Raw genomic sequence first — 24,370 nt, 5'->3', positions numbered from 1 at the left:
CCGCCTCATGCGTTTGCATGGGTCAACCTTTTTTTTCAAAAATAAAAATTGCATGAATATAATGATGCTTTGTTTCAAGATTTCAAAAGTAATGAATATTCTTTTTACTGTAAAGTTTTAACCGGAAAAATAGCTGCTCAAACGGGCTGTTTCATGCGAAATGTATCTGTAAAAACCATACGCTCGAACACATGCGGTTGCGCATAGGAACGCATCCGTATGCGTCAGGCAAAACATGCGGATGTTTTATCCAATTCTACCCGAAGAGTTTTTGACTCCGTAAATAACAGTCTTTCTTCTTATGCCGACACTTCTTAAACAAATAACAGAAAAACAGCAACAATCAGCAACCATAAAACAAAAAAATCAGACCAACACATAATACATAAAACACTGTAATCCAACGCACTATTATAATATACACGTTTTCTGTTTATTGAATAGCTTTTCATCTTCCGAAGAGCAAAAATCACCGTTATTTGCAATCGGTAAATTTGAAAAATACCATGAACTTTTTTTATTAACCATTTCTAAATTTAGTCACTATGAGCAAAAAAGAAGAAAAAATTTGCTTCTTGACCCGTAGCAACTTGTGGCGTGTCCCTTTATGTGCAGCCGCATTTTCCCTGCTTCCCAGCGGATATAGCTACACATGGGGAACCAACTCTCTGTTAATGCCTGACGCCTCTGTTGAATCGACACAGCAACAACGGCCAATCAAAGGTATCGTTGTAGACGAAAACGGCGAGCCCGTTATCGGGGCAACAGTCCGGCTCAGTGGAAGTAGCACAGGAACCATCACAGACATGGACGGACGATTTGAAATCAACGTAGCTAAAGGCGAAGAGCTGGAGATTTCATATATCGGTTACACAACACAAACTGTGAAAATCGGTAATTCCGGTTCTATCCAAGTCACACTGAGAGAAGCAACAGAGGTGTTAAACGAGGTTGTTGTAACGGGTTTCGGTATGTCGCAAAAAAAAGCAACGCTGACCGGAGCCGTATCTTCTGTCAAATCGAGCGATATCGAACGTTCGGCTGCCGTAACCGCCAGTGGTGCTTTGGTTGGTAAAATAGCCGGATTGAACACACGTCAACAAAGCGGAGCGCCGGGTTCTACTACCGCCCTGCAAATCCGAAACATGGGTACACCGCTATTCGTTATCGACGGAGTTGTGAGTGATGAAGGACAGTTTAACAACATGGACTTCAACGACATCGAGTCAATATCTATCCTGAAAGACGCTTCGGCTGCCCTGTATGGTTTGCGTGCAGCAAACGGTGTGGTAGTGGTTACTACCAAAAAGGGAGCGCGAAACACGAAAAACACAGTTTCGATTAACGCTTACTACGGATGGCAGAAAAACTCAAAATTCGTTGACCCGGCTAATGTAAAAGATTACGTACATGCTTACGCCACTGCCGAAACATTCTCCGGACGCACGGGAGGAGACCGTCGTTACAATAAAGAAGAATACGACAAGTGGATGGCAGGAACTGACCCGCAGTATCAAGGTTGGGACTGGGGAGATTACATTTGGGTTACCGCTCCTCAATTCTATATCAACACGAACTTCTCAGGAGGTACAGACAAAGCCAATTATTATGTTGCCATTTCTCACATCAACCAAGATGCCACGGTTCGCAACTACGGCAGTTTCCGCCGTACCAACGCGCAGATGAGCATCGAAATGAATGTGAACGAGCGTTTGAAGGTAGGTGCTACCGTTAACGGACGTATCGAAGACCGCCGGCATCCGGGCGTTCCGGGAACAGACGACTATTGGTTGCCGCGTTTCGCCACTTTGAAAAACCAGCCAACCAAACGGCCTTATGCAAACGATAACCCGAATTATCCGCAAAAAGTGTCCGACCAGCCGGAAACCAACTTCGCCATCCTGAATTACAATACTTCGGGTAAGGTATCAGACGTATGGCGCGTTATCCAACTGAACGCCACTGCCGAATATGAAATTCTGAAAGGATTAAAGTTTAAAGGATTGGTAGGATATTATTACGCATACAATGAGTTAGACAATCAGGAATATACATTTAACTTGTATGCATACGACCCGGGCACCGACTCTTATTACGTTACAGACGCAATGACCAATCCGTACAGAGAACGTAATCGGGAAAAAGTGGAAGACCAGATTGGTAACTTCCAGTTAAACTACGACCGCAAATTCGGAAAACACTCGATTACAGCCGTAGCCAGCTTTGAAGCCAGCCAACGCAAACGCCCCAAAATGTGGATTCACTCTACTCCGGTATCCAATGCCATGGACTTAATCCGCCTGAAAGAAATCGTAGAATTCAACGATGACGGAGACCGCACCGAAGCACGTATGGGATACCTCGGACGTATCAACTATAACTATGCAGACAAATATCTGGTAGAATTAATCGGACGTTGGGACGGTTCGTGGAAATTCCGCCCGGGACACCGTTGGGGATTCTTCCCGTCGGCATCTATCGGATGGAGAATTTCGGAAGAAAACTTCTGGAAAGAAAACAAAATAGGTCAGATAATCAGCAACCTGAAACTCCGTGGCTCATACGGCGAAGTAGGAGATGACAACGTAGCCGATTATGCTGCTTTTGATTTCTTGTCGGGATATACCTATAATAATGGAGGTGCTGTACTCGACGGTAACTGGATTGTTGGTTCAGCTACACGCGGTTTGCCTAATCAGGTTCTTTCATGGATGACAGCCAAGATACTGGACGTCGGAGTCGACATGGGATTCTTAAACAACCGCTTGAACCTGCAAGTCGATTATTTCCGCCGTCTGCGTGAAGGTATTTCCGAATCTCGTTATGACGTACTGATACCTAACGAAACAGGTATTGACTTGCCTAAAGAAAACCTGCGGTCGGATATGCACAAAGGTTTTGACGCTTCAATTAATTACACTGATAATTACAACGACTTCCATTACAGCGTGGGAGCCAACATGACTTATTCTCGTTTCTACGACTGGGAACAATACAAACCGCGTTTCAGCAATTCATGGGATGAATACCGAAACAGTATATGGCATCGTGTGGGCTACATCAACTGGGGATATGAAGCCATAGGAAGATTTGAAAGTTGGGAACAAATCGCTACCTACCCGATTGACAATGACCGCAAAGGTAACCGCACGGTTGTTCCGGGAGATATCATGTATAAAGACCAGAATAACGATGGTGTCATCAATGGTTTGGACGAACGCCCCATCGGTTATCGTGTAGACAGCACACCTACCATTAACTTCGGTATCAACCTCTCTGCTGCATGGAAAGGATTCGACTTGGCTATGGACTGGACAGGCTCCGGCATGACTTCATGGATTCAACGTTATGAAACTGCACGCCCGTTCCAAAATGACGGTAACAATCCGAGCGAAGTGCTGAAAGACGCATGGCATCTGTCTGACCCGTTTGACCCGAACAGCGAACTGATTCCCGGAAAATACCCGATGCTGCGCTTAAATTCAGACGAAACAAGTGCCTACGATACCAGTACATTCTGGATGCACAACGTAAAATACATCAAATTACGTAATCTTGAGTTTGGCTATACGCTGCCGCAAGCATGGTTGAATCACACAGGAATCAGCAATCTGCGTGTTTATATCTCCGGAACAAACCTGTTAACGATTTCGAACCTGAAAGGTATCATGGACCCGGAATGTGCAAGCGACAATGGTTTGGACTATCCGCCGATGCGAGTCATTAATATTGGTGTAAACCTTAAATTTTAAGTAAACAATGAAAAAGAGATATTTATTCGCAGCTTCACTGGCTGCTGCTATGCTGACGTTAAACAGTTGTAGCGACTTCTTGAATACCAAGCCTGACACGATATTAACCCAAGACCAGACTTACGGAGACCCGACATTGATAAAATCTGTAATAGCCAACTTCTACGGACGAACCATGCTGGGACAAAAAGTGGAAGACTGGGATGCTTGGACCAGCATCGACGAGGCTATTTATTACGACAGAAATGAAACAGAATATTTCGACCGTAACAAATGGTGTGACTACGACCATTGCTACGATTTGATACACGACCTGAATGTGTTCTTAGAGGGAGTGAAAACCTCTACCGCAATTGATGATGCCACGAAAGAGGCTTACATCGGAGAGGTGCGTTACATCCGTGCATGGATTTACTTTTGCTTGGGCAGAAGTTTAGGAGGAGTACCCATCGTTGGCGACCAAATATTCGACTATACTCCGGGAATGGATATCAGTACCATGCAGATTCCACGTTCTACTGAAACAGCTCTGTACGACTACATTATTTCGGAATGTCAAGAAGCCGGAAAGTTGCTGACTACGGAAACCAACACGCATAATGCACGTGCCAATTATTGGGTAGCCAAAATGCTTGAAGCACGCGCCGCACTGACTGCTGCTTCATTGGCTCGATACAACACTCCTGAAGCTCATCCGCAATTACGCACGCAAGGAGGTGAAGTAGGTATTCCTGCTGAAAAGGCTGAAGGATATTATCAAACAGCACTGGCTGCGGCAAAAGAAGTAATTGAAAAAGGACCTTATAAATTGATGTATCCTACCGAAAATACCCCACAGGCGTATGCCGATAATTTCTATAAAGCCGTATGTCAGAAGGATGGAAATACGGAAGTTATCTGGTGTTTCGACTTTGTAGCACCGGGAAAGACACATCAGTTCACCACTAACAACCTGCCTAAGAGCATCGCACAAGATACCGGATGCGACCGCCTGTCGGTAATCTTAGGCTTGGTAGAGGCGTTTGAACCGATTGATGCAAGCGAAGAGGAAAGAGGTAAAGGAGCACGATTCGACATCGGCACGATAGACAACCCGAAATTCTTCGACAATCCGACTGATTTGTTCATGGAACGTGACCCGCGTTTGAACGGCTCTATCATCTTCCCGGGGGCTACTTTCGGAGGACAAACCATCGAACTGCAAGCCGGACAGTTGAGAAAGGAAAACGGCAAATGGGTGGAACGAACCGGAGCGCGTAACTCATACGATGAAGAACATCGCCTGATTACGGCAAACAATGGTCCGTTCGGCGGCAATGAACGTGAAATCAACCGTACCGGATTCTATGTCCGCAAATATCTTGACGCTACACCTGCCGCCGGAACCATCGGCCGAGGCTCTGATATGTGGAACGTACATTTCCGCATCGCAGAGGCTTATCTGATTGCTGCCGAAGCAAGCTGGGAACTGAGTGGCGATAACTATGATGAAACCGCACTGAAATATATCAATGATATACGTTCACGCGCAGGAGTAAAACCGCTGACAAGCATCGACCACGAAAAAATCATGCATGAAAACCGTGTGGAATTTGCATTTGAAGGACAACGCTGGTGGCAACTGAAACGCTGGATGGAAGCTGACAAAATTTGGGACGGAAACCCGAATACGAGAACAGCTCAACGCTTAGGATTATGGCCGTATAAAGTAGTTGCACCGGGCGACCCGAACGATGGCAAATGGGTATTCATCGAAAAAAACATGGCTACACTCGACTTATGGCCGAAGCCTTACCATTGCACTGACGCTCAGTATTATGCAGAAATAAATAACGGATGGATTAATAACAACCCGAAACTGGTGAAAAATCCGTTCCAATAATTAACTCAAAAACGAACAATAATATGAATACATTATTTAAGATATGCTCGGTTTTTATTTTGGCAACGTTGGTATTGACAAGTTGCCGGAAAGATAATTATGATGAGCCGGAATCTTTTATCAAAGGACGTGTGGTTTATCAAGGCGAACCATTACAATTACGCGGCAATGAAGCTGTGAGACTTCAGCTTTATCAGCGTGGATATGAAAAACATGACCCGGTGGATGTATTTGTCAACCAAAACGGAGAGTTTTCTATTTGCATCTTCGACGGTCAATATCAGTTAATCACGAAAGCCGGAAACGGCCCGTGGACTTCGGAAGGAAGAGATACCATCGAAATCAACCTGCGAGGCACAGCCGTACAAGATGTGGAGGTAGTGCCCTACTATCTGGTAGACAATGCACAGATTACACGAAACGGCAATCAGATAAACGCCTCATTTGACGTAAACAAAATTGCAGGAACGGGTATCGACCGCGTGATGTTGCTGTTAGGAACCACACAATTTTTGAGTGATGGAGAACATAACGTAGACCGCTACGATGAAACTGAAAACATGGCGGATTATGCCGGCGGTGGCAAAACTTATACGTTCGCTACACGGGATTATACCGACCATCAGATGTTTCAAACGGCACTGAATCGTGGAACGCTTTTCGGACGTATTGCCCTGTGGCCTTCGGGTTCCGACCAAGCTATCTACTCGCCTGTCATCCGCTTGGATTAATCTCACATAAGGATTGTAGAAGGGTAACAATATCAATAAATTAAAGTCGCACAAATCGAAAGACCTCGTCGGCATGGCTCACATGCTTTCGAGGTCTTTTATTATCTCTTCGATTACCGCCCGGCAACTCTTTTCTTCCTTTCAATAGAGGCAGAAGATGCTTCGGATAAGATTATTATCTCATTAAGGCAGCAACCAATCCGGCAAACGTTTATTGCTTTGCTATTCCGCACAAAATAGGTATCATCCGAAACAGGACGAAACATTCCTCCTACTTCAACACTGAACCGTCTGATAAAAAAAGAGTCTGTTCCCTTCTCCGCACACACATATAAAAAGAATAGGGAATACGCCGAACGGCACATTCCCTATTCTCTCTCTTAAAATCTAATATATGTTTATTAAGAACATCTCAATACCTGTCCGATACGGAGAGTCGTCGTACGTCTGATACCATTTAACTTACACAAACGGTCGATTGATACATGATAAATACGCGAGATGCGTCCCAATGTATCGCCTTTGCGAATCTTGTGGTAACGGATAGCTGCCTTTTCAGCTTCTGCCGCCCCTGATTTGCCTGATTTCACAGCAGCCAAAGCACGTGTGCGCTGGTAAGCATAACGATTGGCTCCACGGACAAACAAATAGCTGTCTGCTACAATATCTTGATTCGGGAAGTCGAACATAAATTCCGGATTGATGACTTCGCCCAAGAAACGAGTTTCGAAATGTAAATGAGAGCCGGTAGAACGACCGGTGTTTCCACCCAAACCGATGGGGTCGCCTGCTTTTACGTATTCATCTTCTTTCACGATTTGCTTGGAAAGGTGTCCGTAGATGGTTTCCAAACCGTTGTCATGACGGATTACTACGTATTTTCCATAACCGCGGCGTTCGTATTTCACCATACGCACCCGTCCGTCGAAAGCAGCACGGATAGTATCTCCAATATAAACTTTTATATCCAAACCGTTGTGCATACGCCGCCAGCGCGGACCACATTTGGATGTTATCTTTGTATGGGTAGTAGGCATACAGAAGCCTGTAAGATCGATACGGAAGCTGTCGGGTACGTTTACCGTGTTTCCGTAAGCGTGAACACGTTCATTATTCCAATTCGGATAGAGACTATACGCCGGATAAACGGCTTGTTCGGCCTTTATCTGACGAATCAATGCTAAAGAATCTACTGCTTTCAATTTCCGGTCTACCGGAGCCTGACGCGCCAACAGGTCTTGCCCTGCCACATGTGTGCTGACTAACGCCAAGGCTGCCACCGCAACTGTTCTAATACATTTTAAAATCATTACTTTTTTTACTTCTATTCAAGAGACCGTTTCCGGTTTCATACGGTTCAACTTTAAGACTATCCTCTATAAAGGATACTCAGATTTACAAAAAGCGTTCCAAAGATAATTTTTTTTCGGCAGAGCGTATTATTTACTTAACTATTTTTATAAGAAAAGCGTATTTATGCAGAAAATATATGTTGTTAAACATAACTTTCTGTACAACAAAAACTTTCATCTGCCTCTTTTAACCGTTACTTCCAACCGGGCTTACAGAGAGGAGACAAATTTTCCGTCTTTCCACTTGTAGCGCAAGGGAGCAGCCACAAGGTATGCACGCAGTTTGCCTGCCGTTTCTTCGTCCAGATAGTCGGGGGTAGTATAGGTAAATGTCAATACGGGTTCTTCTTTCGAGAGTTCTGCCTTCAGCAGATACATGTCTGCCGATGCCCGCAAATTTCTCAACGAGTCGGCTTGAACAGCTGATTGGGGGTGCTTGTAGAACGTATCTTCTGCCGGCAAGGTCAGAAAATCAGACAGCGGAAGTTCTTGCCACGAGGTATCGTAAAATTCGATCTGACTGTCGGCGGCAGGAGCCGTATAGGTACGCACCACACAAATCACCTTTACCGAGTCGTTGACGGGAAGCAGTTTCATTTCGGCAGTGCTCACCGAGCTGACTTTCAGCATCAGATAATCATCGGTCATCGTAATCATTTCAGAGGTTTTGCCGAAACGGTTGCGCACTTCTGCTTTCATGTTGCTGGCAAGAAAATCGCCGAAATCTTCGCGGTTGACTTTGGTCAGCAGCGGAGAAAGCGAGTCGGGCAACTCAATAAACAATGACTTTATATCTTGGGCGGGCAGCGTCAGGCTGCATAACATACAGGCTATAAGTAGAATCTGTTTCATAATGGTCTCTGTTATAAATCTCGCCAAAGTTACGATTTATTTCTATTTGCCGGCAAAAAGAGTTGAAAAAAGGCAACCATTTATAAAAAGATACGCGCCTGCATCCGTCCGGGGAATACAGGCGCGTGGTAATTTATGTAAGGATGTTACCGGTTCCGGTCATTCGGTTTTCAGGTTTTCGGTGGGATTGACACGGGCGGCTTTTAATACTAACAAGGCGGCAAGCATCACCACGATAAGCAGTACGATGAGTGTACAGCCGGTAAAAATCCACCACGACAACTCTATTTTTACGGCAAAGAGCTGAAGGATATTTTCGCCCACTTTCCATGCCAGCAGTGCACCGACTACCACGGCAGGCAGGGCTATTTTCAGCAAATCGGTAAGAAAGAGCCGTTGCACATCGGCTACCGATGCCCCGTGAATGATACGGATGGCTATTTCGGAACGGCGGCGGGTTACTTCATCGCGGATATATGCCATCAAACCGATGAGGGCGATAATCAGCACACACAGTCCGGCGAAGAGCACACTGTTGCGCACATGAAGCAACTGTACGTACAGGCTGTTCATTTCCAAGCCCAAGCTGGTTACTATCTTGTCCTGACTGGTCATGGTGCGGTCTACCACTGCCTGTGCTTCCTGCATGGCTTCGGGCGACATCTGACGGAAACGGATGAACAGCCTTCCTATCGGTTTGTCTCCGTAGAACATTACCGTAGGACGCTCGTCGCGCTGTTCCGTCATCTGCGAACCGAGATGGATTTCTTCGTACACGCCGCAGATGGTCAGCGGTCCTCCGTGTTCGCTCAAGAAAAATGACTTCCCTACCGCAGACCCTTCCCAGCCTGCCAATGCTTTCATCCGTTCCACAAACCGGCGGCTTACCATCGCCTGACGGGTCACCGTGTCTTGCAGATGGGGCGTGAAAACCTCTCCTTCCACAAGGGGAATCTGGAAGGTTTTGTGGTAGTCGCCGCCCACGTCATACATATCTGCCACGTTCATCAACTGTTCTTTCGTATCAGGAAGGTAAACATTATTACCGCTACACTTATCGGCAGGCGACTGGTATCCCCACGTCAGGGATACGACATTGGGCAGGCGGCGCAATTCCTGAACGCATCTTTCCCGTTCTGCTATCGGAACATTGGAAAGGCCTACCATTGCCACACTTTTATACTCGAAACCGGCGTCGTAGTTCGTCAGAGTGTGATATTGCAGACCAATTACCGCCAGCAGATTAACGAAAAGCGTGGTAAGAAGGAACTGCACGAAAAGCAAGCCTAACTTCCAGTGCCGTTTGCTTTCGGTGTAACGCCGGTAAGCATACGTTACGGGGATGCGTGTATAAAGATAGCCCGGCATCACCCCGCAAACTACCACTACCGCAAGCGTAACCAGTATGCAGATTATAATTGTTTGCGGCGGGAAAAGCGACTGCAAGCTGTGCCCTATCTGTTCCTGCAAGAAATCTTGCAGTCCGAATATGATCAACACAGCCAGTGCGAGACTGAGAATACCCACATGCAGAAACGATTCGGCAAGTATCATCCGATAGATGTCTTTGCTTCCCGCTCCGTAACAACGGTAGGTAGCCACAGTTTTGGCTCGGTTTACCATTGAGGAGATGGAAAGCAAGATGTAATTCAACATTGCCGTCAACAGCATAATCACAGCAAAGGCAAGAAACACAATGTTCATCACCCGGTTATAATCCGAGGATACAAATATTTTTTTCACAGGATAAAGGGTGTAATCCAGCTTTAGACCGGCTTGCTCCAGCTCTTCCCCCACGTGGTCGTCTATCATTTTCTTGATATTGGGCTTGAGCTGCTCCGGATTGGTCCCTGAACGGAGGCGGACGTAACTCTTATACCGGTCATTTCCTATCCAGTTATCTCTTCCGTCCCAACTGTACCATCCGATAGAGGATAAGGCTACTGCCATATTCAAATCGGGCAGATGGGAATTTTCGGGCAGGTCGCCGAACACGCCCACTACGGTAAACTTCACCTTCGGATTCTCTTGCCAGCTCAGGGTGTGCCCGATAATACCTTCGCCCAAAACGTCAAGCAACTTTTTAGAGATATAAACGTTTCCCGGCTTTTCCAATCCCGTATGGGGCGATTCGCCCATCAGTATCGGCAAGGGAAATACATCGAAAAACGAACTGTCGCACAGCAAGACCTTGCCTCGAATTACCTTGTTGTCTTCCGACTGGAAAGGGCTACCGAACATAAGTTCCGTAAAGCGTGTGGCAGCCTCTACCTCCGGGCAGTAGCTCTTGATACCCGGCGCAATGGCTCCGGCAGTTTGAGAGTATGACCGCCAACCGTCATTATCTTTCCCCAAAAAATTCGACTCTACCCGATACGTATCTTCCAATCGTGGAATGAAGTCGTCATACGAGCGTTCGAAGATAACTTCGGCAAGCAAAGTCAGCCCAATGGCGAGCCCCACGCCCAAGCAGAATATCTTGATTCCGTTCGCCTCTCCCCTCCTAAAAAGGGACTTAAAAATTCTTCCCATAGTGTTTGGTGTTTTTAGCGGTTGCGTTATTAAGTTCTTCGGCTTAAACAGGTCGGTTCTTCCCATAGAATTTAAGCCTCAACAACCAACTATTTATCAAATATTTACATTTCAGCGATAGACGAAACGATTTGTCCGTCGAACAGATTGATGATACGTCCGGCAAAGCCTGCGTCGCGCTGGCTGTGAGTTACCATTACGATGGTAGTACCCTCTTTGTTCAACTCGGTAAGCAGTTCCATTACCTCTTGTCCGTTCTTCGAGTCAAGGTTACCGGTAGGCTCGTCGGCAAGGATAATCTTCGGGTCGGACACCACGGCGCGGGCAATGGCAACACGCTGCTGCTGTCCTCCGGAGAGTTGCTGCGGATAGTGTTTCGCACGGTGGCTGATGCCCATGCGCTTCATGATTTCGTTTACCTTTTTCTTACGCTCCTCGGCAGGGATGTGGAGATAAGTAAGCGGCAACTCGATGTTTTCAAACACATTCAACTCGTCTATCAGGTTGAAACTCTGAAAAACGAAGCCAATGTTACCTTTTCTCACGTTGGTGCGGTCTTTTTCTTTCAAATGTCCGACTTCTTTATCGCCCAAGTAATAGTTTCCTTCGGTAGGGTTATCCAACAGTCCGAGGATATTCAGTAAGGTAGATTTGCCGCATCCCGAAGGTCCCATAATGGCAACAAACTCTTTTTCGCGTACTTCGAGGTTTACTTTGTTCAACGCAATGGTTTCTACTTCCGTAGTACGGAAGGTTTTGCTGAGGTTTTCAATTTTAATCATAATGGTATCTATTAATTGTTACTAATTGATTTATCGGGATCGGTACAGAAAGCCACGTCAAAAATACCTTTGGCATAGATACTTCCACACTCTATGCCGGAGGTATTTCCGATAACATAATCAAGGAAACCTCGCGGAAGTACGCAACCGAAATACGAAGGTTCTTCGTCGATATTAATATCCAGAATCGCTATCCGGTCGGCTTCGGGATAACAGGTATTGAAACTTCGCTCATAGCCTACCTTCATCATCATGACTACGAAAGCGGCAAAGGCGGCAGACAGTCCCAATAGATTCAGACAGGAAGCCGTCCGAAAACGACGCAGCGTATAAAATAGGTTTCGTAAGATTGTATTCATAACATTCGTGTTTATTCTCACGAAGTATGAATACAAATGCCGTGCCATTTTTATAACATTCTGATATACAGCACACGTAACAAATTAAGCCGACCTCCGACTGTCTAAAAAATAGACACCCGATGTATAATTTTTAGACAATGTAACGAATCAGGATACGGTAGCCTTTCGACACTTTATCAAAACTTTCTCACCGCTTGCAAGCGTGGTGGCAAACAGATAAGTGTCTCCTCCCTCTTTCAGCTTGAGTTTTTTCCGAAGTTCGGCAACCGATGACGGGAAGTTACGGACGGTGAGATTCGCTTTCTCCACCCCGCTTAACAATGCTTTCAGGTCTTTCTTCCCGAAACCGGATACAGCCATTACCTTAAATGCCCTGCCGGGAAAGGCTACCGGTTCGTCCGACGTATAGAGGTGGCTGTTAAGATGTAGCTTGCTTACGCCGTAACGTGCCGCCAGCAGGCGGTAAGCTCCCGCTTTCAGCAGTGCCGCACCGGGTTCGTACAGATACGCGCCTACCTTATCAGCGATGGGGCAAACCGCTTCGCGTTCTTCGGCGTAGGTGAAGTCGAAATGTTGGGATGGTGAGTTATTAACAAGCTGTTCACAACTTATAATAATTTCTTTCCCAATGCTTTCCGAGACTTCTGAGTCCCGACGGAGAATAACAACCAACTCTTTGCATTCGTTATTCACCGATATGATATGAATCTCCCGCACACAGCGCAAGTCGCGTAACACAGCAGCGATGTCGAGCATGGGCGAAAGTTTTATCATCACCGTGCGCCCTTTCTCAACCAGCAACGGTTCGAGTCGGGATACGTCCGGCTCGCAATCGGATATGGCAACGGTTTTCCCGCCGTGGCTGTCGCGGCGCGCCGGGTCAAGAAACAGGCAATCCACCGGAGCCATTGCTTGCAGATACGTCAGCGCATCGGCACAATGCACGTTGATGTGGCTTAATCCCAACAGCGGGAAATTGTGTGCAGCCAAGCGGCAAAGCGTTTCCTGACGCTCCACGTAATCCGCCCTACGGAAGCGGCGGGCTATAAACGAACAGTCTACTCCGAATCCCGCCGTAAGGTCGGCGAACGAGTCTCCCTCCACCAACGAGGCTTTATAACGGGCTGTTACCTCCGACGAACACTGCTCCATCGACAAATGTTTCGGATAAAGAATGCCTTCGGTCTGTGCCCATTGCGGAATCTTTTTCTCGGCTATCTGTATGCCGGCTATCTGTACTACCGCTTCCGCCATGTCCACGTCGGGGTACTTGGCTGCCTGAAATGCCAAAGCACGGACATCATCACGGCGGTGCAAACGGATAAAACGGAGGGTTTCTTCGGATGGATTCATACTAATGCGCTTTATGTAGAGGGATTCATCTACTCTGTATTACAGATAATCTTGCAGTTGGCTGAGCTTCATGCTGTTCGAGCCTTTTATCAGAATCAGGCAGTGTTCCGGCTTGGTTTCCGACAGCATAGCCTCAACCTCTTTCACATCTTTATATTGTTCGAACGGATGGGTAAGGGCAGCAAACTCCTCTCCTACCAGACAAACGCGCTCGAAGTGGCACCGGGACAGGTAATCTACCACCTTTTGGTGTTCTTCGCGGCTGGCGTCTCCCAATTCCTTCATCGCCCCCAGTATCGCCATCTTGTGGGGATCTTCTATCCGCCGGAAGTTATCCAGCGCAGCCATCATACTGGTAGGATTGGCATTATAAGCGTCTACTATCAGGCGGTTATGAGGTGTTACCGTAAGCTGCGAACGGTTATTATGCGGAACATAATCCCCAAGCGCCTCGGAAACTTGCGCAGGCTCTACCCCGAAATAAACGCCGATGGCTGCCGCCGCCAATAAGTTGTCTAAATTATACGAACCTATCAACTGTGTATTTACATCGTAAGACGTTCCTCCCACAGTCCAACGGAAATTCAGGTACGGCGAACACGATACCAACTCACCGCTCACAAAGAGTCCCGGTGTTTGTCCGTAACGTATACAGTTCAACCCTCCGGCTATCCGGTTTAAGTAGGCATTTTCATTTTGAATAAATACCGTGGCATTGTTCTTCGTGCGCAAGTAGTCGTACAACTCGCCTTTCGTACGGATTACTCCCTCGAAAGAACCGAATCCCTCCAGATGGGCTTTTCCCACGTTGGTAATGATGCCGTAATCCGGTTCGGCTATTTCAACCAACTCCTTGATGTCGCCCGGATGACTGGCTCCCATCTCAATGACCGCGATTTCATGTTCGGGCGTAAGGCGGAGCAGCGTCAGCGGAACACCGATGGCGTTATTCAGGTTTCCCTGCGTATACAGTACCTTGTATTTTTTCGACAATACCGCAGCGATAAGCTCTTTGGTAGTAGTCTTTCCATTCGTTCCCGTAATGCCTATCATGCGCGTGTTCAGGCGTTTCCGGTGCATATTCGCCAACCCTTGTAAAGCCGACAAGCAATCGTTTACATATAAAATATTCGGATTATCCGTACCGGCATAGCGGGAGTCATCTACCACAGCATAACGGCATCCCTGCTTCAACGCATCTTCGGCAAACGCATTTCCATCGAAATTGGCTCCTTTCAAGGCGATGAACATCGAACCTTGCGGACAGCGGCGACTGTCGGTCGTTACCTCGCCGCACGCCAAAAAGCACTCATATAAAGCGGTTAATTCCATGATTCATTTCAATTAAACAGGGGGCAAACTTAATGAAAATCTTCCGATTTACAGGTCTGATTGGTCACGAATCTACACAAGTTTTTACTTTGTGCCTGCACCCCCGCAAACACTAACGGATAAACCGATGAACGCTACCGCTTGTGTTGCCCTGTTCATCCGCTTGCGTAAGGTAACACAAGCGGTAGCGTTTTAGGCCCGTTTCAGACACTATGTTTTACGCCTCAAATCTGAAAAATCGTTTCCGAAAGAACGAAAAATAAATTATTGTACGTACATTTGCAACGCCAAGCAATCATGCGTAACCAATGGTACACACATTTATTAAATATATAAACGTAAACGGACGGCTGATGGATTTGTCGTATCCGCAGGTAATGGGGATACTGAACGTAACGCCGGACTCTTTTTATGCAAACAGTCGCAAACAGACGGAAGCGGAAATTGCCGCACGAGCTCATCAGATAACGGAAGAAGGAGGAAGCATAATCGACATCGGGGCATACTCTTCACGCCCGAACGCCGAACATATTTCTGCCGAAGAAGAAATGGCACGCCTGCGCCGGGGACTGGAAGTCGTGCGCCGCGAGTTGCCGGATGCGGTTATTTCGGTAGATACATTCCGTGCCGACGTAGCACGCATGTGTGTGGAAGAATACGGTGCAGCCATCATCAACGACATTGCCGGCGGAAACATGGATGCCGACATGTTTCCTACTGTTGCCCGCTTGGGAGTACCTTACGTAATGATGCATATACAGGGTACACCGCAAAATATGCAGCAGGCTCCTCATTACGAGAATGTAACCAAAGAGGTCATGCTCTATTTCGCCCAAAAAGTGCAACAACTGCGCGACCTCGGCGCCAAAGATATCATTCTTGACCCCGGATTCGGTTTCGGCAAGACGCTGGAGCATAACTACGAACTGCTGGACAAAATGGAAGAGCTGCAAATATTCGAACTGCCCGTCCTTGTCGGCGTATCGCGCAAATCAATGATTTACAAACTGCTTGGCGGAACACCGGACGATGCCCTGAACGGAACAAGCATCATCAACACCATTGCACTGATGAAAGGAGCGGACATCTTGCGTGTACATGATGTAAAAGCTGCCGTGGAAGCCGTCCGAATCACGACCGCAATGAAAAAACCTGAAGAATAAATACTAAACGCTAAAAAAGATATGCCTTTCGATATTCACATCCTGACGCTGAAAGATATACTGGACATCCTGCTGGTAGCTTTCCTGCTGTACAAGACTTACAAGCTGATGAAATCTTCCGGTTCTATCAATATCTTTACCGGAATATTGGTGTTCATCGTAATTTGGGTCATTGTTTCTCAAGTATTGCAAATGCGTCTGTTAGGCTCTATCTTCGATAAACTGGTGAGTGTGGGAGTCATTGCGCTCATCGTTTTGTTTCAGGAAGAGATACGCCGGTTCCTTCTCACACTGGGCTCGCGCCATCACAGCAGCAGTTGGTTCCGCTTTTTGAGGGGAAACAAAAAAACAGAAACCAGCAAAGAGGATATCATGCCTATCGTCATGGCGTGTCTGAACATGAGTAAGGGAAAAGTGGGCGCACTGATTGTCATTGAAAAGAATTTCCCGCTGGACGACATTGTACGGACGGGTGATGTGATTGATGCGAACATTAACCAACGCCTGATAGAAAATATTTTCTTTAAAAACAGTCCGCTGCACGACGGAGCCATGATTATCAGCAATAAACGTATCAAAGCAGCGGGCTGCATTCTTCCGGTGTCACACAACTTGGATATTCCGAAAGAGCTCGGATTGAGACACCGTGCGGCACTGGGTGTATCACAGGAAACTGACGCACTGGCTATCATTGTTTCGGAAGAAACCGGCGGTATCTCTATCGCCTATCACGGGCAATTCCATCTGAAGCTGACGGCAGAAGAGCTGGAACGTATGCTGACCAACGATGACGACAGATAATCAATCCAGCATCAGATTCATATACGGTTCGTCACCGGCAAGCAACCAATCGGCAAGTTCCCCGACAGAGCATGGACGGTACAACTGCCCGAACCGGTAGCCGCGCCTGCAAACGCCATCAGAAACCGTATAATAACCGCAGTTTGAGGAGATTTCATCGTCGGTCAGTTTAATACAGAATGCTTTCTCCGGATAATACTGTGCATAGCATCTTAGAAAAGCCTCAGCATGAACAATGCGTATCATACCGAAAGGATGTACCGTATGGGTTGCACACCGTACGCATTCTATCTGTTCTACTTCGTACTGATGCAGCAAAAACAGCAGTAACGCGGCCTTTGTCTCTCCATCGGCACAAAGGATTTCTTTCACACAAAGGCGGTCTCTTTCTTTCAGGCAAAGAGCAAGCCCGACAAGGCTTTCCCCGTTATAAACCGTCCAAAGCTGTCCACCTGCCAACTGCAAGTCGGCAAGTATCACCTTAAAATCCTCCGACGTATGTAACACGACAGCAGAACAGGCATCCAACTCACGGCTGAAAAAAGGAAAAACTTCTTCAGGCAAATCATCCGACAAGGACACATCCCTGAAAACCAACCCCGATGCTACGTCAGCAAGCTGCAAATTATCAAGCGTAAGCAATAGGACTTCACGCTGAAGCCGTGAAACATACCCGCTACGATTATAATAAGTCTCCAGCCCCTTGTTGGCAGGAATCAGGATGCTTGCCATAACTCCTTCACTGAACATCAGCCGATGGGCATCAGCCAACAGGTTGCGCATTATACCACGCTTCCGGTAGTCGGGATGCGTACATGCTCCTGAGATGTAAGCCACAGGCAATACCCGGTTAAATAACTTCATCCAATAGGGTACGCGCTGAAAAGCTGCCACAACTTTTCCGTCTTGCTCTGTATAGCTGTTGATACGATCGGAATAACGCATCCGGAAATAAAGGTCGATAAACGCATCGCTATCATTGAAACACAACTTCCAGAGCTGCTTCACTTGCTCTTTTACTGTCATACCAGTTCTGCCATGTATTTTTCGAGAATCGTTTCGGGCTGATAAGACAATTTTGCTTTACGCAGACCTTCCAGTCCCAAATCTTCTTCACGGTTTACATAAATATATTGTTCGGGAATGCGGTTGGCAAACTCATAATTAATCATAGCGTATGAACCTTCGATACTTGTATCGGCTTTCTCGACGCACGTATCAAATGTTTCCTTATTAATCGGAGCGCCGAAGGTGAACGCTACAATGTTTCCCTGCACATGCAGCACACCTCCCGTAAGTCCTAACTTCTCCATATTCTCTAAAGCATTCGTCATCGAGCGGCGTTCTGCCTGAAGTGCGGCATTCTCCGCACAGTCGTTTGCCTTACACCACAAAGCCTCCAGCCGCAAACATTCCGGCACCAACTCCGGAGTAAGCTGGCGATACTCGTAATCGGGATAAGAAGCCTTAAACTTATTGACATGGTTTCGCTTAGGCTGAAACTTCTTGCCGCGCAGCGTAGCCAAATCAGAACGCAGGTAAATATAGTCGGCATAATCACGGTCGGACGTAAAACGGAAACGCCCGGGAAAAGCCTGCTCCAATGTCTCTTTCATGTTTACACACACGCCCAGCATACGGAACGGGGCATTGAGCCTGTCTGCATCTTCCATCAGCGCTGCCACCACCGGACGTACATCGCCTTCGCCTACCGGCATCATATACGCCAGTCCGCCGTCTACATAAAAGCGAAACAGCAAAAATCCGTCTTGCTCGGCAATTTCCGTCTGATATAAAAAGCTCCAGCTATATAAATTTACGAAAGATAAATCACAGTTCCGACGCGGAGAGGACAGAGTATAATGCAGAACGCGCGCTCTGTCTTCCAATTCTATTGGTTTAAAGGGTATCATAAAAATCCTTTCTCTTTTAATTAGGAAATGCAAATATAATACATTTCTGCAAAGAGAACGAATGAAGCCGGACTTTCATCTTGCGAAAGAAGCAATTCAACTGAATCAATCTGATTATGAACTTGTTTCAGAAAATCTCCGGTTGGGTTTGAAACCCGGAAAATTTCTAACAGTAGAACCGCTCGGTCTTCCGAATAGAAACGATCAACTCTACCGCATGGAATGACCAACACTAACGGTTGCGTTTTTCGGGATATGCCGGCGGAAAATTTCGACCTTCCTTCTCGCCGGAGAAACCTATTAAAATAGTATCAAAACCGGTCTGACTGCAACAAATAGGATGTGGTTATAAAAATATGACCGGCAGCGTTCCCGTTTCACAACGACCGCTGCCGGCGAGGAATGTTTTCCCCTTAAATACAAACGTTATTCTTCATAAGGAAGCCCGTCAAGTTGCGGACATTTGTTCAACTCGTAACGAGGAACAGGCATCCAATACATGGCCTCACGGAAATTACGCTGTTGTAATACGGTAGTGTTATGAGTATACAACAAGGTTCCGTCTGCCAACTTATAAATCTTCATTGCCGTAGGGCAATTTTCCGCAGCATAAGCCTCTTCCATACGTTTCCATCTGCGTAAGTCAAAGAAACGCTGTCCTTCAAACATCAGTTCCACAGCTCTTTCCTGTTCATATTTCTCCCGAATATTACTTGCATCCGTCAATGCCGGAAGTAAAGCACGGGTACGGGTTTCGTTAATATAAGGCAAAGCCTCGTTATCTCTCCCTAATTCGATCAGACATTCCGCATAGTTCAGATAAAATTCTCCCAACCGGAAAAATATCCACGGAGTATTATCCATTACAGTTTCATCCCACTGGTTATAATTCGGATTCATGAACTTACGCAAATAATAACCGGTTTGGGTTGCGTTCCAATATTCACCACTCGTATAAGTAGGAGACTGTTCGCCAGACTCTACACCTTCTGCCCCCGATTCGAATATTTCAACGGGATGATTATCTTCTCCATATCCCCAAAGAGCTCCATCATACAAGATATTAGCGTAAAGACGCATCTCACGACCTTCGTAAGGAGAAGTTTTGGTAGCTTCAATTGTTTGGTCAACATATACGATTTCACCCGTATTACTATCTACTGTCGGAACCTGAATGGGATAATTATCCCAATCGGTAATTTCAAAATCTGTGCCATCCGATTTCTGATAAAGATTTACAATATCATACGTGGGCAACCATACGCCCCATCCGTTATAACCGTTATAAGCTCCGGGAGGCGAAGACATCGGGTAGCTCTGCGAATATGCGCCCCCGCTCACTGTACTATACATCTTTTCGAATATGATTTCCGGATTCTGAGGATTACAAAACAGTTCGGCATATTCTTCATAATTACTTACTTGAGGCAAGCTATACACCCCTTCATTTGCCAAATCAATAATCGCTTTTTGTGCGTCAGCTGCTTCCTGCCATTTTTCGGTAGAAGGCGTACCGAATAACGGGCTTGCCTTATAAAGCAAGGTGCGGGCTTTTACAGCCAATGCCGCTCCCCGTGTAGCCCGTCCAAAATCTTCACCGGTGTAAGAAACCGGAAGAATTGCCGCCGCACGGTCACAGTCCGCAACGATAGAGTCTGCTACTTCATCCATTTCGGCACGAGTTTGTGTCCATTCCGAATCCATATCAAACGTTTGATACACCAACGGAACACGACCATACAAAGAATACAACTGATGATAATAAAACGCCCGCAGGAAATAAGCCTGACCTATCATTTCTTCTTTTTGGCTTTCTTCTTCTTCCGAGGTAACCGATACGTCATTAATTCTTTCAAGGAATTGGTTTGTATTCTTTATTCCGGTATAATAAAAATACCATGTATTACCTTTACCTTCGGAATAACCGACATTATAATTATCGCAAGAAACATTACCTAACGTATACACTTCAGTGGCATATCCGGTACGGTGATACAATTCATCGGTATAACTGCAAAAAGGAACACCCTGTTCATTATCTCCTTCTACCCATCTGTAACAGTTGTTCAAAAAAGCCTCCGCATAATCCAAACTGCTCCAAACCGCAGCGTCTGAAATCTGATTATGTGGGTCGACATCCAAAAAATCGGAACACGCAGCCATGCTCATTCCAACCAATGTACACAATGCGCCTTTATATATTGTTTTCATAATAAATACCATTTAAAAGTGAGAAATTAAAAAGTAACATTGACACCAAATGTCCATGTACGCTGAATAGAATACCCTCTAATGCCGTTTGTCATTTCTGGGTCAAAAATATCTACTCCGTCAATCGTAAACAAGTTGTTGCCATTGGCATACAAACGAAGATTATCTATCCCCAAACGAGTAATCCATTTCTTTGGGAATGTATATCCGATTTCAAGCGATTTCAAACGTACAAACGATGCGTCACGTAACCACCATGTAGATGACTGTGAGTTACGTCCGTCTACCTGCGATTCTTTCATGAAAGCACGCGGCCATTTGGCTGCCATGTTTTGTTCGGCCGTATTCGATTCGCTCCAACGCCCTTCGTAAAAGTCGGTTGCCATATTCATCGTAGGCTGCACCAATATTTCAGCATCGGCTTGTCCCTGAAAAAAGGCATTTACATCAAATCCCTTCCATGCTCCATTCAGTGTCAGACCGAATATCCATTTCGGAGTAGCAGACTTGTCACGGCGCACGGCATCATCCCACGTAATGCTACCGTCATCATTAGTATCCTGATAAATCAGGTCTCCAACCTTAGTTCCCGCCAAATGAGGTGTTGCATCAATCTGTTCCTGAGTCTGATAAATACCCAATGCCTGATAATAAGTACCCCCATCTATCGGATGTCCGGTCTGACGCTGCCATTCCGGAGTATCCACCGCCTCATCCATATAAACCACTTCATTTTTCGCATAGGTAACATTACCGGTTACGCCCCACTCAAAATCGCCGGCATGGTCTCGATAAGTAGCTATCAATTCAAAACCATGATTTTTTACCTTACCTAAGTTTTCGGCAGGCAAAGACAAACCGGAATAAGTAGGAATAGAGGCATTACGAGTAATAAGAATATCGCTACGGCGAGATTGGAAGTAATCAAAATCCAATCCGAATTTTCCGTCCAAGAATTGAGAAGAGAAACCTACGTTCCATGTTTTAGCAGTTTCCCAAGTTACCAACGGATTTGCCGTTACCGTTTCATAAATACTCTCTGCAAACACGGGGTCGACACCAAATACATAACGTGAGGGAGTTGAATTGTCTGCAACAAATCCATACATGGAAAGGTATTGGTATGCGCTGATATTATCATTACCCATCATTCCCCATGAACCTTTCAGCTTGAAGAAGCTGACAACGTTTTTCAAGGGTTCGAAGAAATTTTCTTCCGACATTACCCAACCGGCAGAGAAACCCGGGAAAACACCCCAACGATGACCCGGTGCGAAATTCATAGAACCATCGTAACGCAAAGTAAACTCGGCAAGATATTTGTCTTTATAGCCATAGTTTATACGTCCGAACCAATTTTGGCGCGCTGTTTCATCAGAATTACCGCTATTGCTCTGGTCGTCTTTATTGGTACTTCCAAAATCCAAATCCGGTAAAACAGACGAAGTAAAATTGGTGCGATAGCCATACAGATAATTATATTTATACTTGCTTTGTTCGTAAGCTACAAAAGCATCTACCTTATGAACATCGTTAAAGGTGCGGCTATATCCGATACGCGCATTAACCGTAACGGTACTGCTGTTACTTGACCAAGAGCCTACGCTTGTAGCACCGGTAGCATCACGCTGGTTAATGTATTCACCCGTTGTTGCGTCATACGAATAAATGTCATACGGGTTTCTTATTGTTTTTCCATTATTAAACGTATAGTCTAATGCCGCATACCCCTCTGCATACAATCCCGGAGTAATGACATCCAAGTCAATACGCAATCTCGGCTTCAGATTGATGGTGTTATTCGTGGTTTTATCCGTTCCGGGAAGGTCGGAAACCATTAACACGGCGTTATTCGTTATGCCGTCATGTCCTATTCTTAACAATCCATTCGGATAATAAGGTGCTGCCATCGGACTTGTAGTCAGAAAATATCCGAACAAATCTTCAGTTGAATAAGCGCCGCGGTTGTTTACCGTCTGACGTCCGAGAATATCCATACTGAACTTTATAGCTTTGGTTATTTGGGCATCCAGATTGGTAGTAAACTGATACTGATTATAATTTTGCGGACTATCTTTATAAATCACATCCTGATACATATATTGAGCAGAAGTATAAAACGAGAACTTGTCAGTACCTCCACTGATAGAAAGGCTGTGTTCGGTATTGGTAGCCCAGTCTTTCGACACTGCATTCCACCAATTCGTGTTTGGATAATTAATCTGGTCGCTTCCATCCAATATTTTTGCCGATGCTGTTTCCGGATACGTCAAAGCGTTTCCCTGTGCTGCATCAAACTCGTTGACATACGTAGCATACTGGTAAGCATCCAGCATTTCGGGAACACGTGTTGGCTGTGAAATAGAAACGTTACCACTATAATTAACCGTTATTTTACCTTCTTTGCCACGCTTGGTAGTTACCAAGATAACGCCGTTTGCCGCACGCGCACCGTAAATTGCTGCCGACGCATCTTTCAATACAGATATTGATTCTATATCTTCAGGGTTCAAACGACCAAACGAACGGTCTGCTATCCCATCAACCACAATCAGCGGCGAGGTACTTCCTAATGTTCCCTTACCACGAATCAATATTTCCGCATCATCTGCTCCCGGTTCGCCACTTCGCGTATTAGCGATGACACCTGCTGTTTTTCCTGCCAATGTATTTGTTAAATTCGCTGCTGATATCTTCTTCAAATCGTCTCCGCTGACCGACGACACCGAACCCGTAAGAGTTGCTTTCCGCTGAGTACCGTAACCTACCACCACCACTTCATCCATCACCTCAGAATCTTCGCGCAATGTAACTTCCAGCCTCCCCGCCTTAGCCTGAGATACCGGTATCTCTTGTGTTTTGTAACCGATATAGCTGATTACAAGCGTAGCGTTGGGAGATACATTCAAGGTAAAATTGCCGTCGAAATCTGTAATGGTTCCGTTGGAAGTGCCCTTTTCCATCACATTGCACCGATGACTGTTTCGCCTTTCGGGTCGAGGACCTTACCTGTAACAGTACGACTCTGCTGCATAATACCGGCAGTGGAAATCTCGCTCGTTTCCGCATGAACCATAGGGAAAAAACCTGCGGAAAGAACGGCACACGCTGCCAGTCTAATAAATGTGCTACTGAAAAGCACACGATTCAGATGTGTATCCATACTTCTATAATTTAAGGATTAATAGACTTTATTGTATTCCATTCGTTTCTTGATTGCAAAATTATTGAAACTTAAAGATAACAAATAAAAATATTGTCTACCATCCTATCAAAATTGTCGGGTGTACATTAAGATATTCTCCAGAAAACACATCTGATAATCAGCTTAATAAAGAAAATATTGGATTAT

The 24,370-nt window shown here is 45.9% G+C and carries 15 protein-coding genes and 1 pseudogene; 5 read left to right on the top strand and 11 right to left on the bottom strand.

Annotated features, from left to right (window positions below):
* Window positions 1-545 precede the first annotated feature (545 nt).
* The 3 genes from M3085_RS00545 to M3085_RS00535 are packed head-to-tail and all read left to right on the top strand — an operon-like array spanning window position 546 to window position 6,365.
* Window positions 546-3,752 (top strand): SusC/RagA family TonB-linked outer membrane protein, encoded by a 3,207-nt coding sequence (locus M3085_RS00545; protein WP_249052041.1) that lies wholly within the window; start codon window positions 546-548, stop codon window positions 3,750-3,752.
* Window positions 3,753-3,759: 7 nt separating this feature from the next.
* The gene (locus M3085_RS00540; RefSeq protein WP_191710599.1) at window positions 3,760-5,634 is read left to right on the top strand and encodes a RagB/SusD family nutrient uptake outer membrane protein; all 1,875 of its coding nucleotides are present in this window, start codon (window positions 3,760-3,762) and stop codon (window positions 5,632-5,634) included.
* A gap of 23 nt (window positions 5,635-5,657) precedes the next feature.
* Window positions 5,658-6,365 (top strand): DUF3823 domain-containing protein, encoded by a 708-nt coding sequence (locus tag M3085_RS00535; protein ID WP_178255796.1) that lies wholly within the window; start codon window positions 5,658-5,660, stop codon window positions 6,363-6,365.
* Between the two features lie 401 nt (window positions 6,366-6,766).
* Here M3085_RS00535 and M3085_RS00530 read toward each other — a convergent pair whose 3' ends face one another.
* The 7 genes from M3085_RS00530 to M3085_RS00500 form a co-directional block, all read right to left on the bottom strand.
* Window positions 6,767-7,675: a peptidoglycan DD-metalloendopeptidase family protein gene (locus tag M3085_RS00530; protein WP_191710598.1), complete on the bottom strand. Its 909-nt coding sequence runs from the start codon at window positions 7,673-7,675 to the stop codon at window positions 6,767-6,769.
* 252 nt (window positions 7,676-7,927) lie between these two features.
* On the bottom strand, window positions 7,928-8,569 hold the full coding sequence (locus tag M3085_RS00525; protein ID WP_249052040.1) for a DUF3256 family protein: 642 nt from the start codon (window positions 8,567-8,569) through the stop codon (window positions 7,928-7,930).
* A gap of 159 nt (window positions 8,570-8,728) precedes the next feature.
* Window positions 8,729-11,101 (bottom strand): FtsX-like permease family protein, encoded by a 2,373-nt coding sequence (locus M3085_RS00520; RefSeq protein ID WP_249052039.1) that lies wholly within the window; start codon window positions 11,099-11,101, stop codon window positions 8,729-8,731.
* 104 nt (window positions 11,102-11,205) lie between these two features.
* A complete protein-coding gene (locus M3085_RS00515; RefSeq protein WP_178255792.1) occupies window positions 11,206-11,883 on the bottom strand; it encodes an ABC transporter ATP-binding protein in 678 nt (225 codons plus the stop codon).
* An 11-nt stretch (window positions 11,884-11,894) separates the two neighbouring features.
* Entirely contained in the window at window positions 11,895-12,242 is a 348-nt protein-coding gene (locus tag M3085_RS00510) for a hypothetical protein (RefSeq protein WP_249052038.1), read from the bottom strand.
* 150 nt (window positions 12,243-12,392) lie between these two features.
* A complete protein-coding gene (locus M3085_RS00505; protein ID WP_249052037.1) occupies window positions 12,393-13,598 on the bottom strand; it encodes a THUMP-like domain-containing protein in 1,206 nt (401 codons plus the stop codon).
* Window positions 13,599-13,637: 39 nt separating this feature from the next.
* Entirely contained in the window at window positions 13,638-14,930 is a 1,293-nt protein-coding gene (locus M3085_RS00500; RefSeq protein ID WP_249052036.1) for a UDP-N-acetylmuramoyl-tripeptide--D-alanyl-D-alanine ligase, read from the bottom strand.
* Between the two features lie 308 nt (window positions 14,931-15,238).
* On the opposite strand from M3085_RS00500, the gene folP reads away from it, so the two are divergent.
* A complete protein-coding gene (gene folP / locus M3085_RS00495; RefSeq protein ID WP_191710592.1) occupies window positions 15,239-16,093 on the top strand; it encodes a dihydropteroate synthase in 855 nt (284 codons plus the stop codon).
* A gap of 21 nt (window positions 16,094-16,114) precedes the next feature.
* Window positions 16,115-16,894: a diadenylate cyclase CdaA gene (gene cdaA / locus M3085_RS00490; RefSeq protein ID WP_178255787.1), complete on the top strand. Its 780-nt coding sequence runs from the start codon at window positions 16,115-16,117 to the stop codon at window positions 16,892-16,894.
* Here cdaA and M3085_RS00485 read toward each other — a convergent pair whose 3' ends face one another.
* The 4 genes and pseudogenes from M3085_RS00485 to M3085_RS00470 form a co-directional block, all read right to left on the bottom strand.
* Entirely contained in the window at window positions 16,895-17,920 is a 1,026-nt protein-coding gene (locus tag M3085_RS00485; RefSeq protein ID WP_249052035.1) for a GNAT family N-acetyltransferase, read from the bottom strand.
* Window positions 17,917-18,807 (bottom strand): DUF2156 domain-containing protein, encoded by an 891-nt coding sequence (locus M3085_RS00480; RefSeq protein WP_178255785.1) that lies wholly within the window; start codon window positions 18,805-18,807, stop codon window positions 17,917-17,919. Before M3085_RS00480 ends, M3085_RS00485 begins: the two co-directional genes overlap by 4 nt.
* A gap of 426 nt (window positions 18,808-19,233) precedes the next feature.
* The gene (locus M3085_RS00475; RefSeq protein WP_249052034.1) at window positions 19,234-21,018 is read right to left on the bottom strand and encodes a RagB/SusD family nutrient uptake outer membrane protein; all 1,785 of its coding nucleotides are present in this window, start codon (window positions 21,016-21,018) and stop codon (window positions 19,234-19,236) included.
* Window positions 21,019-21,044: 26 nt separating this feature from the next.
* Window positions 21,045-24,181: pseudogene (locus M3085_RS00470) on the bottom strand (SusC/RagA family TonB-linked outer membrane protein).
* Window positions 24,182-24,370 lie beyond the last annotated feature (189 nt).

The organism is Bacteroides caecicola (assembly GCF_023337095.1).
Classification (GTDB): domain Bacteria; phylum Bacteroidota; class Bacteroidia; order Bacteroidales; family Bacteroidaceae; genus Phocaeicola; species Phocaeicola gallinarum.
This window is presented reverse-complemented; position numbering and strand designations above follow the sequence as displayed.

What these genes read in the sequence shown, in the direction of transcription:
- M3085_RS00520 (WP_249052039.1), bottom strand. Translation starts at nt 11,101, where the DNA reads ATGGGAAGAATTTTTAAGTCCCTTTTTAGGAGGGGAGAGGCGAACGGA.
- M3085_RS00505 (WP_249052037.1), bottom strand. Translation starts at nt 13,598, where the DNA reads ATGAATCCATCCGAAGAAACCCTCCGTTTTATCCGTTTGCACCGCCGT.
- M3085_RS00510 (WP_249052038.1), bottom strand. Translation starts at nt 12,242, where the DNA reads ATGAATACAATCTTACGAAACCTATTTTATACGCTGCGTCGTTTTCGG.
- M3085_RS00475 (WP_249052034.1), bottom strand. Translation starts at nt 21,018, where the DNA reads ATGAAAACAATATATAAAGGCGCATTGTGTACATTGGTTGGAATGAGC.
- M3085_RS00540 (WP_191710599.1), top strand. Translation starts at nt 3,760, where the DNA reads ATGAAAAAGAGATATTTATTCGCAGCTTCACTGGCTGCTGCTATGCTG.
- M3085_RS00525 (WP_249052040.1), bottom strand. Translation starts at nt 8,569, where the DNA reads ATGAAACAGATTCTACTTATAGCCTGTATGTTATGCAGCCTGACGCTG.
- M3085_RS00515 (WP_178255792.1), bottom strand. Translation starts at nt 11,883, where the DNA reads ATGATTAAAATTGAAAACCTCAGCAAAACCTTCCGTACTACGGAAGTA.
- M3085_RS00545 (WP_249052041.1), top strand. Translation starts at nt 546, where the DNA reads ATGAGCAAAAAAGAAGAAAAAATTTGCTTCTTGACCCGTAGCAACTTG.
- folP (WP_191710592.1), top strand. Translation starts at nt 15,239, where the DNA reads ATGGTACACACATTTATTAAATATATAAACGTAAACGGACGGCTGATG.
- M3085_RS00500 (WP_249052036.1), bottom strand. Translation starts at nt 14,930, where the DNA reads ATGGAATTAACCGCTTTATATGAGTGCTTTTTGGCGTGCGGCGAGGTA.
- M3085_RS00535 (WP_178255796.1), top strand. Translation starts at nt 5,658, where the DNA reads ATGAATACATTATTTAAGATATGCTCGGTTTTTATTTTGGCAACGTTG.
- M3085_RS00530 (WP_191710598.1), bottom strand. Translation starts at nt 7,675, where the DNA reads ATGATTTTAAAATGTATTAGAACAGTTGCGGTGGCAGCCTTGGCGTTA.
- M3085_RS00480 (WP_178255785.1), bottom strand. Translation starts at nt 18,807, where the DNA reads ATGATACCCTTTAAACCAATAGAATTGGAAGACAGAGCGCGCGTTCTG.
- cdaA (WP_178255787.1), top strand. Translation starts at nt 16,115, where the DNA reads ATGCCTTTCGATATTCACATCCTGACGCTGAAAGATATACTGGACATC.
- M3085_RS00485 (WP_249052035.1), bottom strand. Translation starts at nt 17,920, where the DNA reads ATGACAGTAAAAGAGCAAGTGAAGCAGCTCTGGAAGTTGTGTTTCAAT.